At 55.5% G+C, this 14,145-nt stretch carries 10 protein-coding genes; 6 read left to right on the top strand and 4 right to left on the bottom strand.

Translation table 11 applies throughout. The features are described 5' to 3' along the window. Positions 1-293: 293 nt before the first annotated feature. Together NSU18_RS14915 and NSU18_RS14910 are read right to left on the bottom strand one after the other, a co-directional pair. Positions 294-2,207 (bottom strand): response regulator transcription factor, encoded by a 1,914-nt coding sequence (locus tag NSU18_RS14915; RefSeq protein WP_341149394.1) that lies wholly within the window; start codon positions 2,205-2,207, stop codon positions 294-296. Beyond that, complete coding sequence (locus tag NSU18_RS14910; protein ID WP_341149393.1) at positions 2,204-4,042, bottom strand: cache domain-containing sensor histidine kinase; 1,839 nt, start codon at positions 4,040-4,042, stop codon at positions 2,204-2,206. Before NSU18_RS14910 ends, NSU18_RS14915 begins: the two co-directional genes overlap by 4 nt. Positions 4,043-4,175: 133 nt before the next feature. Between NSU18_RS14910 and NSU18_RS14905 the strand changes: the two genes are divergently transcribed. From NSU18_RS14905 to NSU18_RS14890, 4 genes are all read left to right on the top strand, one after another. After that, positions 4,176-5,057 (top strand): carbohydrate ABC transporter permease, encoded by an 882-nt coding sequence (locus tag NSU18_RS14905; protein WP_341018798.1) that lies wholly within the window; start codon positions 4,176-4,178, stop codon positions 5,055-5,057. Continuing rightward, positions 5,057-5,890, top strand: coding sequence for a carbohydrate ABC transporter permease (locus NSU18_RS14900; RefSeq protein ID WP_341018802.1), 834 nt, complete (start codon positions 5,057-5,059; stop codon positions 5,888-5,890). The genes NSU18_RS14905 and NSU18_RS14900 overlap by 1 nt, the downstream gene beginning before the upstream one ends. Before the next feature lie 59 nt (positions 5,891-5,949). Then, complete coding sequence (locus tag NSU18_RS14895; RefSeq protein WP_341018804.1) at positions 5,950-7,254, top strand: ABC transporter substrate-binding protein; 1,305 nt, start codon at positions 5,950-5,952, stop codon at positions 7,252-7,254. Positions 7,255-7,492: 238 nt separating this feature from the next. Then, positions 7,493-9,484: a beta-galactosidase gene (locus tag NSU18_RS14890; protein WP_341149392.1), complete on the top strand. Its 1,992-nt coding sequence runs from the start codon at positions 7,493-7,495 to the stop codon at positions 9,482-9,484. Between the two features lie 7 nt (positions 9,485-9,491). Here the strand turns inward: NSU18_RS14890 and NSU18_RS14885 are convergent, their stop codons facing one another. Continuing rightward, positions 9,492-9,722 (bottom strand): hypothetical protein, encoded by a 231-nt coding sequence (locus tag NSU18_RS14885; protein ID WP_341018811.1) that lies wholly within the window; start codon positions 9,720-9,722, stop codon positions 9,492-9,494. A gap of 147 nt (positions 9,723-9,869) precedes the next feature. Between NSU18_RS14885 and NSU18_RS14880 the strand changes: the two genes are divergently transcribed. Next, the gene (locus NSU18_RS14880; RefSeq protein WP_341149391.1) at positions 9,870-10,796 is read left to right on the top strand and encodes a LysR family transcriptional regulator; all 927 of its coding nucleotides are present in this window, start codon (positions 9,870-9,872) and stop codon (positions 10,794-10,796) included. 329 nt (positions 10,797-11,125) lie between these two features. Here the strand turns inward: NSU18_RS14880 and NSU18_RS14875 are convergent, their stop codons facing one another. Beyond that, positions 11,126-11,962 (bottom strand): AraC family transcriptional regulator, encoded by an 837-nt coding sequence (locus NSU18_RS14875; RefSeq protein WP_341018815.1) that lies wholly within the window; start codon positions 11,960-11,962, stop codon positions 11,126-11,128. Between the two features lie 119 nt (positions 11,963-12,081). Between NSU18_RS14875 and NSU18_RS14870 the strand changes: the two genes are divergently transcribed. Further along, positions 12,082-14,112, top strand: a complete 2,031-nt coding sequence (locus NSU18_RS14870) for a beta-galactosidase (protein WP_341149390.1) — start codon at positions 12,082-12,084, stop codon at positions 14,110-14,112. Positions 14,113-14,145 lie beyond the last annotated feature (33 nt).

Genomic DNA, 14,145 nt, shown 5'->3' with positions numbered 1-14,145 from the left:
GCAACCTTTCGGGACAGCAATTGGAAAACCAGCACTTAAATTTGCCTGATTCCACCTTGGGCGGCGTATCTGGCGGTATTAGATGCTGTTAATCCAATTGCTTCAGTCTATTCGGCGGGAATTGAGGAAATAAGCTGCATTTATCCAATTGTTGGCCGAGGTTCAGGCGGTGAACGTTCAAGAGTTAGTTGGCCGTTGGGCGGGATTAGCGGGTAGGGGAATTGTTCATCCATGCCCGTACGATAGCGACCGTAGCACCAGGGCACCAATGTACCCAACCACCCAGGCGGAGCTCAATGCTCTGCCTGTTCCCGGTAGTCCTTCGGCGAATGGCCGGTGTGCTTTTTGAAGACCTTGCTGAAGTATTTGACGTCGTGGAAGCCGACCATTTCTGAGATCTGGGCCAGCTTAAGGCCCGGATTCTGCATCAGCAGCTTGGCCTTCTCAATGCGGACGCTGACGATGTAGTCGGAGAAGTTGATGCCGTATTCCTGCTTGAACCGGCGGGAGACATACTCGCGGCTGACCTGGAATTTGCCCGCCATCTCCTGAAGGGAGAGGTCTGACGGGTAATTCTGCTCGATGTATTTTACGATCTCCGTCATCGGGTTCCGCTCTTTCTGCTGTCTGTCCGCGAGCGCCCGGGATACCTGCTGCATGAATGCCAGGGACCAGTCGCGCCAGGCGAACAGGGAAAAGGAATAACCGCTTGGCTGCGGAGAGGGATTCTGCTGGTCTCCTTGCTCAAGCTCAGTCAGCACGTCAGCGGCCTGGCTGCCAAGCGCTTCCCGGACCAGGCGGGAACGCAGCAGCAGCGCATCGGCCTTCCAGTCGTTCAGCATTTGCGGGGTAACCACTCCCCGGCGGCTCAGCTCCTGGGTCCAGTGCTGCGCCGCTGCGGTCAGAGCTTCAGGCGTCCCGCTGATGACTGCCATCCGCCAGTCCTCCTGGACATCGGCGAAGCTCAGCGGGACTGCGGTCTCCCGCGTATCGCGCTGCCTCCCGCCGGGCATCGTGCCCGGCTCCTTGCCCGTCACTGCACCTGCGCGATTGCCCGTTACCCAACCTGCATCTATTCCCGTGCCAGACAATCCGCCTGCCGCCGAGCGCGGCCCCATGGTTGATTTCCCGCCTGCTGCTGTCCACGCATCCATACCAGATTCCACACCTGCCACCGAGCCCGGACCGATGCTTGGCTTCCCGCCGGTCCCCGCACCCATAGCAGTCTCCCCGCCTGCCGCCGAACCTGCTCCCATGCCTGTCAACCCGCCTGTCACCGTATCCGCCCCCGCAAAGTGGCAGTAATCCTCATGCCGCAATAGATTCCGCCGCAGCAGGGCTTCGGCGGCTTCGGCGCGTCCTGCCGGCAGATGTGCAGGGAAGGCGCCCGGCGTGCTGATTCCGAAATGCATGCGGAATTGCAGCGTCAGGAAGATGCCCTGATTCATCCGGCTGATCAGCGAAGTGACGGATTCATGCGGCTCCCAGAGCAGGATGGCAATCTCCTGCGGCCCTCCCCAATAGCGGAACGCGATGCCCGTGCCCTGCTGCTGCAGAAATTCGTTGCAGATGTTCACGATGGCATAGTAGAGCAGCTCGCTGTCGCCGCCGAAGCGCCGCAGCAGCGGATTATTGCCGCTGTCCGTCTGCACAAGGAGCAGACGCGAAATCTTAATGTCCGGCGGAAGGATGCCGTCATGGATCAGGCGGCGCAGCGAGGCCTCGGCATTCACTCTGTCGTCAATCAATGCGGACAGCAGCTTCTCCCCGAAGATCGGCTTGATCTCGTTCAGCCGGAGGCTCTGGTGCTGGCGGTGGCTGCGTTCCGCCTCCTCGGCCCGCCAGGCGGTTACCGCCCTCGACACCGCGCTGTTAATCATATCCGGCTCAATCGGCTTCAGGATATAATCGATGCCCCCATGGCGGACGGTCTGGCGGACGAAGTCGAAGTCATTATGCCCGCTGACCACAATGAACTTGGTGCTGCCTGCGAATTCATCCACCCAGGTCATCAGCTCCAGGCCGCTCCCGGACTCCATCATCATATCCATAATGACCAGCGCCGGCTTCTCCTGGCGGATTAGACCGATGGCCTCATTGCCGTTACCGGCCTCCAGAATTTCCTCAATCTGATGGGCCTCCCAGTCCACCAGCAGCCGGACAGCCTTCCGGACTCTTGCTTCATCATCTACAATCAGTGCCTTCATATCCGCTCACTCTCCACTATGATATCGATTTCCAGGCGGATGATTACCCCGCCTGCCTTCAGATTATCCACGGTCAGCAGGGCATTCTCCCCGCAGACCAGCCTTAGCCTGGCCAGCACATTCCCGAGGCCGATACCCGTGCCCGGAGCATCGCGTCTGCTAGGACTGTCCTGTCCGGCGTTCTGCAGCAGCTCCCGTTCTTCAGCGGTGCTGGACTGCTCCAGCTCCTTGCGCAGCGCCTCCAGCCGGCCTGCCGGAATGGGGAGGCCATTGTTGGAGATGCTGATCTCCATCCGCTCCGGAGTTACCCCGGCCACGTTAATCTCCATGTATCCGTCCTGCCGGTCAAGCTGGAAGCCGTGCTTGAAGTAATTCTCCACAATCGGCTGAAGAATCATTTTGGGCATCAGCGCCTGAAGCAGCGGCTCCTCCACCTCACAGCGGAAGCTGAACTTGTTCTCGAAACGCTCCTTCTGCAGCTGGATGTACGCCTTGACATGGTCCAGCTCATTCTGGACCGTCACCACCTTCTCATCATTGTACATGCTGTAGCGCATCATTTTGGCCAGAGCCGAGAGCAGGCCGTAGATCTGCGGCACCTTCAGCTCCAGAGCCAGCGTACCGATAATCTGGAGAGTGTTGTTCAGAAAATGCGGATTGATCTGGGACTGGAGCGCCCTTAGCTCATTGGTCCGGCTCGCCAGCTCCAGCCTGTACTCCCGCAGGATCAGGTTGTTGATCGTGTCCATCATACTGCGGAAATGCTCGGTGACCACGCCGATCTCATCGTTGCCCGCCGGGCGGATCTCAATATTGAGATTCCCGGTCTGGACCTGATTCATATACCGGGTCAGCTGCTTGATCGGCGCGGTAATGCGGAAGGAGACGAGGATCGTCAGAACAATGATCGTCACCAGCAGCAGCGCCAGCAGCAGCAGGTTGATCGCGGCGGCCTCCTTGGCTTCGCGGAACAGGTAGGAGACGGGAATCTGCTTGACGAGCGTCCAGCCGAGGCCGATGCTGTCGATTTTTTGATAGATGAATACAGAGCTGTCCTGTTCAAAATAACCCTGCAGCTGCGTGCTGTCTGCAATCTGGCTGTTATACCAGGCAGCATTCAGCGGTTTGCCGAGCTGCCCGGTAGTCTGGCTGTACACCAGCCTGCCGCTGCTGTCCACCAGATAAAGCTTCTCCTGATCCTGTTCGTACAGCTGGTCTACAATCTCACTGAGGGCAGCCAGCTTCACATCAATTGACAGATAGCCTAGCGCCTGCGAGGTAGGGATCCGCTCAATTCTGCGGTGCAGCGTAAAGACCGGCTCCGGCACGAACTGTGTTAACGGCAGCCTTAGCCCGTAAGCGTTGCTCAGATGCGTACTCTGCACGCTTACCGGAGAGGTTCCGCTAAGACTGGACTGGTGGTAGGGCGCAGCAGCCAGCCAGCGCTTGGGTGTTGTATTGTCGGTAATCAGCGTAGCCTTCGTGTCTTTCACACTGTATAAGTACACCTGTGAGAGGTTTGGCAGCGAGGTGGAGATATAGCTGAGCGAGTTATAGATGGCAATATCGGAGGACAGATCATCGTACCCTGCTTCTAGCAGCCGGTAGAAATCGCCGTCAGAATACACGTTCAGCGACAGACGGTTGATCTCCTGCAGCAGACTGTCAATGTTCTTGTAGCCCTGATAGAGCAGGTTCTTGTTCTCATCAACCGCCCGGTCCCGCAGCGACTTGGTGGTGTGGGAATAGCTGACATACATCGTAGCCATAATGCAGATTAAGGTGGGCACAAGCAGGAAGACGATCAGCTTCGTGCGGATACTGGTCCATTTCATGGGGCGGGTCACATCCAGGTCAATATTTTACACCCTAAAGATCACTTGCGTAGGTGTAAGAGGCTCTGCAAAAAACAGATAATATCTTTAGATCATAAACAAGTGAGTGAGTAAAAGAAAGGGGGGCCATAACATGCGCGGCAATAAATTGTCCCAATTCGGTCAGCAGGTATTTTTCGTTGGCCCGGCATTATTGTTTTTTACCTTGATCATGATTATTCCGTTTCTGATGGGGATGTACTACTCCTTCACGGACTGGAACGGCGTATCCGGTAATGTAAGCTGGGTCGGCTTTGAGAATTTTAAAAGTATTTTTACGAATGATCACGACTTCTGGTCATCCTTCTGGTTTACCGTGAGATTCACCGTGCTGGGTGTGATCTTGACTAACATAGTAGGCTTCTTCCTGGCCTATCTGTTGACCAAACCTTTGAAGACACGCAATATGCTCCGGACCATTTTTTTCATGCCGAATGTGATCGGGGGTCTGCTGCTCGGGTTCATCTGGCAGTTCATCTTCATCAAAGGCTTCTCCACGATGGGCGATCTTACGGGTCTCTCCTTCTTCAACCTTCCCTGGCTCGGGGATGCGACCACCGGCTTCTGGGCGATTGTCATGGTCTTCATCTGGCAGTCCTCCGGCTATCTGATGGTCATCTACATCGCTTCGCTCAGCAACGTCTCCAAAGAGGTGCTCGAAGCGGCCGAGATTGACGGCGCCTCCCGGATGCAGGTGCTGCGCAACATCATCTTGCCGCTGATTATGCCTGCGGTTACGATCGGACTGTTCCTGGCGATCTCCTGGTCCTTCAAGATGTTCGACCTGAACCTCTCGCTGACCAAAGGCGGACCGTTCAAATCGACGGAATCTGTAGCGATGAACATCTATAACGAAGCCTTCCTGAACAACCGTTATGGTCTGGGTACGGCTAAGGCGCTGTTATTCTTCCTCATTGTAGCGCTGATCACTGTCATTCAGGTTCGTATAACGAAGAGTAAGGAGGTAGAAGCTTAATGAATGCGAAGACCAAAAGCAGATGGAATATCGGCATTGAAGTGATGATGATCCTTCTGGCGCTTCTGTTCCTCTCACCGTTCTACTTCCTGCTGGCGAACTCGGTGAAATCCTTCGGTGAGATTCTGAGCGACGCGGCCAGCTGGCCGCAGACCTTCATGTGGTCGAACTATACGAATGCCTGGAAGCTGGCCCGGTTCTCCGAGGCCTTCCGCAACTCGCTGATCATTACGATTATCAGTGTAGCGCTGATCTCGCTGTTCAGTGCGATGGCGGCGTACCGTATGGTGCGTGCCAATAACCGGTTCAACCAGATTCTGTTGCTGCTGATGGTAGCGGCGATGGTGGTGCCGTTCCAGACGATCATGATTCCGATCCTGAAGGTCGTGAATGTCCTGGGCATTAACAACTCCTTCACAGGTCTCATTATCTCCCATCTGGGCCTCAGCATTCCGATGGCGATCTTCCTGTTCCACGGCTTCATTAAGTCCGTGCCGCTGGAGATTGAAGAGGCGGCCACGGTAGATGGCTGTAACCCGATCTCGGCGTTCTTCCGGATTGTATTGCCGCTGCTCAAGCCGATGCTGATGACCATTATCGTACTGAATGCGCTGGGGATCTGGAATGACTATTTGCTGCCGTCCCTGATTCTTCAGGCACCCGGACTGCGGACGATTCCACTGGCGACCTTCTCCTTCTTCGGCCAGTATACGAAGCAGTGGGATATGGCGCTTCCGGCACTGACCATCGGGATTGCCCCGATCGTCATCTTCTATCTGTTCATGCAGCGTTACATTGTTGAGGGAATAGCGGCTGGCTCGGTGAAGGGTTAATTCACCGGGCTCCCGTTCCACATAAGAAGCAGTTAAATTATTCAAGGGGGAAATATCCAATGAAGAAGAAACATTCTGCACTGATGATGTCATCCGTAATGCTAATGTCAGTAGTGCTCGCGGCTTGTGGCGGCAATGCCGATAAGTCTGCCTCAAATAATGCTTCGAATGGAAGCGCTGGCAACAGCGGCGCTGTGAAGACGGTTAAGATTTTCCAGTTCAAGACCGAGATCGTGGAAGGCCTGAATGAGCTGAAGGTGGAGTTCGAGAAAGAGCATCCTAACATCAAGCTGGATATCCAGACGGTTGGCGGCGGCGCAGACTATGGCGCAGCGCTGAAGACCAAGTTCGCGTCCGGCGATGCTCCTGATATTTTTTCCAATGGCGGGTATGCGGAAATGGCACTGTGGCAGGACAAACTGGAAGACCTGTCCGACCAGCCTTGGGTGAAGGATCTGATTCCGCTGGCAGCAGAGCCTATGACCAAGGACGGCAAAACCTACGGGATGCCAATGAACCTTGAAGGAATCGGTTATGTCTATAACAAGGACCTGTTCGCCAAGGCCGGGATTACAGAGACGCCAAAAACCATTTCACAGCTTGAAGAAGCAGCTAAAAAGCTGCAGGCGATCGGCGTAACTCCGTTCGGCAACGCTTATCAGGAGTGGTGGCTGCTGGGGATTCAGGGGATTAGCGTAGCTTTTGCCCAGCAGGATAATGTGGATGAATTCATCAAGGGCCTGAACGACGGAACTGCATCCATTGTAGGGAATGAGAAATTCAAGGATTGGAGCAACCTGCTGAACCTGACGGTAAAATACGGCCAGAAGAATCCGCTGACCACCGATGCCAACACTCACCTGGCACTGTTCGCCAAGGGCGAAACGGCTATGATGCAGGAAGGCAACTGGGCACAGACGCTGGTGGATAACATTACGCCGGACATGAACATCGGGATGTTCCCGATGCCGATCAACGACGATGCAGCAATGAACGATAAGCTGTCGGTGGGCGTTCCGGCGAACCTGGTAGTGAACAAGGAATCCGGCTCCAAGGAAGAAGCGAAGACGTTCCTGAACTGGCTGGTGACTTCGGATATGGGGAAAGAGTATATCGTGAAGAAATGGAAGTTCATTCCTGCATTGTCCACCATTCCGGCAACCCCTGAGGATATCGGTCTGCTGGGTGCGGATGTCTGGAATTATGTAAAAGAAGGCAAGGTCTACGGGCTGCAGGCCTCCAAATTCCCTGATGGCGTTACACAAGAATTCGCCAGCTCCATTCAGGAATTGATTGCCGGTAAAGTAGATGAAGCCGGCTGGGAGAAGAGCATGCAGGCTGCCTGGGATAAGCTGAAGAAATAAGCAGGCTTCCCTGGACTAGCGGAGTAACTGCAAGCGTACAAATAAAGTTCCCGAAGGGAATAGCTTGGATAAAGTGGAATGCCCGGGACGCTCATGCCCATCTCAGTGAATGAGGTGAGGCGGGGCGTCCTTTCGGGTTTCGGGTTAACAGGTGCTTGAGGTATACTCGAAACAGAGTCTTGTACATTACGATAAGAGGGAGCTGGGCACAATTCGGGAGCGGAATCATTACAGCAACGTGCAAATCGGTGTCGACTATTATCCTGAGCATTGGGACGAGTCTATGTGGGAGAAGGATATCAAATTAATGAAGGAAACCGGGGTCAAGGTTGTCCGGGTTGCGGAATTTGCCTGGAGCCGGCTGGAACCGGCGGAGGGGATCTTTGATTTCGCCTGGTTGGACCGTGCGCTGGAGCTGTTCCATACTTACGGTATCCGGATTGTGATCGGGACGCCGACAGCGACAGTGCCGCGCTGGCTGACGGGTGCTTACCCCGATGTGCTGCCTGTATTCGGTGATGGAAGCGTATTCTACCCCGGTGTGCGCGGTCACCGCTGCTACAACAGCAATTCGCTACGAAAATATGGCCGCCGGATTATTGAGGCGCTTGCCCGCCGTTACAGCAGCCACCCTGCGGTTATCGGCTGGCAGACGGATAATGAATTCAGTATGCTGGATTGTCATTGCGAAAGCTGCAACCTGGCGTTCCGGGACTGGGTTCAGCAGAAGTACGGGACGCTGGAGCGGCTTAATTCGGAGTTGGGAACCGTGGTCTGGAGCGGAAGCTACAGCAGCTGGAGTGAACTGACGGTTCCTTATGGCGCTTCACCTTTTCAGAACCCTTCGCTGCTGCTGGACTTCCAACGGTTCCAATGGGATTCAGTGATTGCCTTTCAGAAGTCGCAGATTGATGTGCTACGGGCGATCTGCCCACATCACTTCATCACCCATAACTTCCACAGTTATCCGCAGCGGCTGGACATGCACGGGCTGGCTGAGGAGCTGGATGTGGCGGCCTTCGATTATTATCCGAATCCTTCGCCTAAGAAACAGGCCACTGCACCTTACAGCGGTGCCTTATCCCTGGATCTGACCCGCGGTATTAAACGCAGGGGCTTCTGGATCATGGAGCAGCTTAGCGGCCCTCCGGGCTGCTGGTTCCCGATGTGGCGCACTCCGTATCCCGGACTGATCCGTGCATATGCCTGGCAGGCGATTGCCAGAGGTGCGGATACCGTAGTGCATTTCCGCTGGAGAAGTGCAGCCGCCGGAGCAGAGCAGTTCTGGCATGGCCTTATCGATCACAGTAATGTGCCCGGGCGGAGATTTGCCGAATTCGCGGAGCTGTGCGGTGAGGTGAATGCTCTGGCTCCGCTGCTGGAAGGGACCGGGGTTATGAGCCAGACAGCTATCCTGTATTCGCACGAGCAGCTGGCTGCGCTGCGGATTCAGCCGCAGGCGGAGGGGCTGGACTATTATGATAACATCAAGCAATATCACCGGGCGTTAACCAAGCGTGGCATCAGTTGTGATGTGGTGGACTGGCGTCAGCCGCTGGAGGGCTACAAGCTGGTTATAGTCCCGAGCCTGTACCTGCACGACGAAGAGGCGGCCCAGGCGCTGGAAGCCTTTGCGGAAGGCGGCGGCACGGTCATTCTGATGAGCCGAAGCGGTGTGAAGAACATGAATAATGTCTGTGTAATGCAGCCTCTCCCCGGGCTGTTCGCGCGTGCGGCCGGCATAACGGTGGAGGAATATGATCCGGTTGGAGTTGAGGTTCATACGCTCCGTGATGCTGAGGGGAATCTGTATGCATGCAGCCAATGGTGCGACATTCTTCGTCTGGAGAGTGCGCAGCCGATAGCCTGGTATGAAGATGATTACTATGCCGGAGTTCCTGCGGCTACAGTGAACCGCTTCGGGGCGGGCAAGGTATATTATATCGGAACCTACCCCGGTGAGAATTATTGGCTGAAGCTTCTGGGGGATATCGCGCTGGACGCAGGGCTTGAGCAGTTCGAGGAATTACCGGAGGGCGTTCAGGTCTTCAAGCGCACAGGAGAGAACCGGGAGCTGCTGTTCCTGCTGAACCTCAGCCGGACGGCTCAGAGCATCCGGCTGGACAAGAACTACCGCAGCGCGCTAACCGGCACTCTGGAGACTGGAACCGTCATGCTTCCGCCGTTTGCTGTTCAGATCCTCCAAGCTGTAAGCGGTGGCCGGCAGTAAGCCTGAATCAGGCAGTAGGGTGACGTCTATTCTCCGGCAGACGGGAGGCCAGGGAGATCACAGGAGCTTTGGGCTGTGGCTTCCGCCTTTCGGTCTGATGCTTCTGAGCCGCCATAAGCTCCTCTTGGCGGAACCGGGTTAGGAGGTCATGAACAGTTCTGATTTCACTCGTACCGGTCGCTATTTCTATGCCATCCGGGTTACCGGGCAGCCGGAACTTCCACTGTTTGTTATCCATTGTGCTCACTCCTAGAAATTTGTCAGTTGGGGTCTCGCGTCCCTGTTATATTTCCATCATAATCCGTGGAGCGGATCATGTATAATGAAGGGAAATGATGGAGGCCATCACTGCGGCTGATGGATGATCCGGGGGGAGCGATGCGGCGTGGATACGGGTCTTCTGAAAGTATTTCTAGCGGTTGCCGAAGAAGGAAGTATCTCCAAGGCGGCCCAAAGCCTGAATTATGTACAGTCCAATGTAACCGCAAGAATTCAGCAGCTGGAGCAGGAGCTGAAGACTCCGCTGTTCTATCGGCATAGCCGGGGGATTACCTTGACCTCGGCCGGACGGACGTTCAAGGAGTATACGGTCAAGATTCTTAATCTGCTGGATGAGGCGAAGCTGGCGGTGTTGGATTCGCCGGTGCCTACAGGCTTGATTAACATAGGATCGGATACGACGGCGGCAGTGCGGCTGCCTGCTATCCTGTCCACTTACCGGGGATGCTACCCGGAGGTGGAGGTGCATCTGCAGGTCGGACGGGCGGGGGAGCTGATCGAGTCGGTTCTGCAGCATCAAGTGCAGGGGGCCTTAATGGACGGGCCGGTGGAGCACCCGGAGATTGTCCAGGAGCTGCTCATTCATGAGCGGATTGGGCTGGTGATTCCCGATAGTATGGATTATGAGGGTATCCTCTCTGTTCATGACAAGACCCTGCTGATGCTGAATTCAGAATGCCTGTACCGGAACAAGCTGGAGAACTGGCTGGCGGAAGAGGGCGGACGGCTGGGTAAGGTGATGGAATTCGGGACGATGGAGGGATTACTCGGCTGTGTCAGGGCGGGGATAGGCTACGCAGTGCTGCCGTTATCCTATTTCACACGGATGAATGTCACGGAGGGCATCCGGATCTATCCTTTCCCCGAGCAGTATGCAGAGGTGCCGACGGTATTCATCCGGCGGCGCGACCTCTATATGACGAGCGCGTTCCGGGAGTTCATAGAAGAGCTGAAGGCAGGTCTGCCGGAAGCGGAGACTTATACAGACACACTGCAGGGCAGCGGAGATGCTGTGGAGGAACAGGCGCAGTGAAGTCATAAGCGCAGGATAATAATAAGATGCGAAGCACGCGGTGTAGCTGGCTCTCGCAGAAATGGATACCGTCCATTTATAAGGAAGGTATCTGTTTTTGTGTTGTATACAATGGGCGGCAGCTAAGGGGATAGGCCGAATGTATGCGAAAAACCGATCACATTCAGGTGCCCCGGCGGCGTAAGGCCGAATGTATGCGAAAAACCGATCACATTCGGGTGCCCCGGCGGCGTAAGGCCAAATGTAATCGAAAAACCGATCACATTCGGGTGCCCCGGCGGCGTAAGGCCAAATGTAATCGAAAAACCGAATACAATCTTACTTGCTACTCAGTGCAGCTTCCTGAACTGCTCCGGCGTAACCGCCGATTGCTTGCGGAAGGTGGCTACGAAATGGCTGACATCGCGGAAGCCGACCAGCTGCGAGATGGCCTTGACGGTAAGCTCGGGCTTCGCAACCAGCAGCTCCTTGCTCTTGCGGATGCGCAGCCGGACGAAATAAGCATAGGGTGATAGCCCGAAGGTCTGCAGGAACAGGCTGTTCAGATATCTGCCGGATACCTCAAGGCGGGAGGCGAGATCACTGAGGCCTATCTCTGGATCGCCATAATGGCTGTCCATCCATTTCAGCAGCGGCTGAAGCTTGTCTACATTGCGGGAGATTGCCGTGTTGTTATGCAGCTGCCCGTATTTGTTCAGGGTCAGCAGGAAGCGGTAGGCATCGCTGGACTCTCCCAGACTGAACATGTCATTCGAAGCATCGTGGCGGTCCAGCATCTCCCTTAGCATCCAGCATAGCGGTGCCCCGTTCTCCCAGCGGTAGAACAGGCTGGTGTTCATCCCGAGCGAATCCAGAATATGCCGGGCTGAGGTCCCGCCGAAGGTGAGATAATAGGTGCGCCAAGTCTCTGAGGAGAGCGCTTCATAGCGGTGCGGAGTACCGGGCATCAGCAGAATGCCGTTGCCCTCGGTGAGGGTGAGCTTCTTGTTGTCGAAGTGGATCATTCCGCTGCCATGTGCCGTCTGCAGCCAGTGATAGGTGTGATAGCCTTGCGGCCGGGAGACCTGCTCCTGATCAGGGTTATAACCCATACTGTCGAGGGTGATGGGGAGCAGCTGGCCGCTCTCCTGGGCGAATACGATTCTGCGGACGGCATCCAGTGACATTCGGGTTCATCTCCTGTTGTTCCATATTATTATATTAAGATTCATTAATATTATATTTATAGCGATAGAAGTAACGATTAGAATAAGAATATACTTATACTATAAAGGATGTGCGTAGCGTGATCAACGAGAAGTTACCTAAGATCTGGTACGGTGGAGATTATAACCCGGAGCAATGGGAGGCCCCGGTCTGGGCAGAGGACGAGCGGATGTTCAAGCTCGCTGGCATCGACGTGGCAACCATCAATGTGTTCTCCTGGGCGCTGATTCAGCCGTCTGAGGATACGTACGATTTCACGGGTCTGGATGAGCTAATCGACCGCTTATATAAGAACGGCACCTATGTATGTCTGGCTACGGGTACAGGGGCGCATCCGGCCTGGATGGCTCACCGCTATCCTGAAGTGACACGGGTGGATGTCCAGGGCCGCAAGCGCAAATTCGGCGGGCGTCACAACTCCAATCCGAACAGCGCAGTGTACCGTAAATATGCGGCGCTGCTGGCCGGCAAGCTGGCTGAGCGCTATAAGGATCATCCGGGCCTGGTGGCCTGGCATATCTCTAATGAATACGGCGGCTATGATTACTCCGAGCAGTCCGAGGCTGCTTTTCGCGTCTGGTTGAAGGAGCGTTACGGAACACTGGATACGCTCAACAGAGCCTGGAATACCCGGTTCTGGGGCCATACCTTCTATGACTGGGAGGAAATCGTTGTTCCGAATGAGCTCAGTGAAGAGTGGGGCGGCAACCGGACCAACTTCCAGGGGATTTCTCTGGACTACCGCAGGTTCATGTCGGATAGTCTGCTGGAATGCTACATCCTCGAATATGAGGCCATCAAGGCGCACAGCAAGGATATTCCGGTTACGACCAATCTGATGGGCTTCTACCCGGAGCTGGATTATTTCAAGTGGGCAAAATATATGGATGTAATCTCTTGGGATAACTATCCGTCATTGGACACCCCGGTCAGCTATACGGCGATGACGCATGATCTGATGCGCGGCCTGAAGAACGGCCAGCCGTTCATGCTGATGGAGCAGACGCCAAGCCAGCAGAACTGGCAGCCGTACAATTCCCTGAAGCGCCCCGGCGTCATGCGCCTCTGGAGCTATCAGGCGGTAGCGCGGGGTGCCGACACCGTGCTGTTCTTCCAGCTGCGCCGGTCCATCGGCGCATGCGAGAAGTATCACGGAGCGGTCATTGAGCATGTTGGGCATGAGCATACCCGCGTATTCCGCGAATGCGCCGAGCTGGGCCGGGAGCTGGAGAGCCTGGGCGGTGAGCTGCTGGATGCACGAAGTGCGGCGCAGATCGGGATTATCTACGACTGGGAGAACCGCTGGGCGCTTGATCTCTCCAGCGGCCCGTCCGTTGCACTGAAATATGTGGACGAGGTCCATAAGTACTATGACGCGCTCTATCAGCAGAACATCGAAGCGGATATGATCGGGGTAGAAGAAGATCTGTCGCGATACAAGATTATCATTGCACCGGTGCTGTATATGGTGAAGCCGGGCTTCGCCGAGAAGGTAGAAGCCTTCGTCCGGGCAGGCGGAACCTTCATTACAACGTATTTCAGCGGGATCGTGAATGAGAATGATCTGGTTACGGTTGGCGGGTATCCGGGAGAGCTGCGCAAGGTGCTGGGAATCTGGTCCGAGGAGATCGACGCCCTGCTGCCGGGCATGAGCAATGAAATCGTAATGAATAAGGACTGGGGAGCCCTGAACCGTTCTTATGCCTGCGGCCTGCTCTGCGACCTGATTCATCCCGAAGGCGCAGAGGTGCTTGCTCAGTATGGCACGGATTTCTATAAAGGCATGCCTGCCCTAACGGTGAACAGCTTCGGCGCTGGTAAGGCTTATTATGTGGCCACAAGTCCCGATGCGGCTTTCCTTAGCGGCTTGCTCGCTAACCTGTGCGCGGATAACGGTATTGTGCCGCTGGTCAGCGCACCGGAGGGTATCGAGTCGGTGCAGCGTGTGAAGGACGGCGTATCCTATCTGTTCCTGCTGAACCATTCAGCAGAGGAGCTTCGGGCGGATATCGGCACCGGCGAGCGGACCGATCTGCTTACCGGGAAGAGGTTCAGCGGCTCGACTCCGGTTCCCGGCCGCGGTGTGCTGATTCTCTCAGACAAACAGTAAGGCACGACAAAGCAGTCCCGAAGGCCGTTCATT

The organism is Paenibacillus sp. FSL H8-0048 (assembly GCF_038002825.1).
GTDB lineage: Bacteria > Bacillota > Bacilli > Paenibacillales > Paenibacillaceae > Paenibacillus_AQ.
The sequence above is the reverse complement of the archived record's forward strand: the minus strand, read 5'-3'. Positions and strand labels throughout refer to the sequence as shown.

Coding starts and splice junctions, on each gene's coding strand:
- NSU18_RS14915 (WP_341149394.1), bottom strand. CDS start 2,207: ATGAAGGCACTGATTGTAGATGATGAAGCAAGAGTCCGGAAGGCTGTC.
- NSU18_RS14905 (WP_341018798.1), top strand. CDS start 4,176: ATGCGCGGCAATAAATTGTCCCAATTCGGTCAGCAGGTATTTTTCGTT.
- NSU18_RS14910 (WP_341149393.1), bottom strand. CDS start 4,042: ATGAAATGGACCAGTATCCGCACGAAGCTGATCGTCTTCCTGCTTGTG.
- NSU18_RS14875 (WP_341018815.1), bottom strand. CDS start 11,962: ATGTCACTGGATGCCGTCCGCAGAATCGTATTCGCCCAGGAGAGCGGC.
- NSU18_RS14900 (WP_341018802.1), top strand. CDS start 5,057: ATGAATGCGAAGACCAAAAGCAGATGGAATATCGGCATTGAAGTGATG.
- NSU18_RS14895 (WP_341018804.1), top strand. CDS start 5,950: ATGAAGAAGAAACATTCTGCACTGATGATGTCATCCGTAATGCTAATG.
- NSU18_RS14885 (WP_341018811.1), bottom strand. CDS start 9,722: ATGGATAACAAACAGTGGAAGTTCCGGCTGCCCGGTAACCCGGATGGC.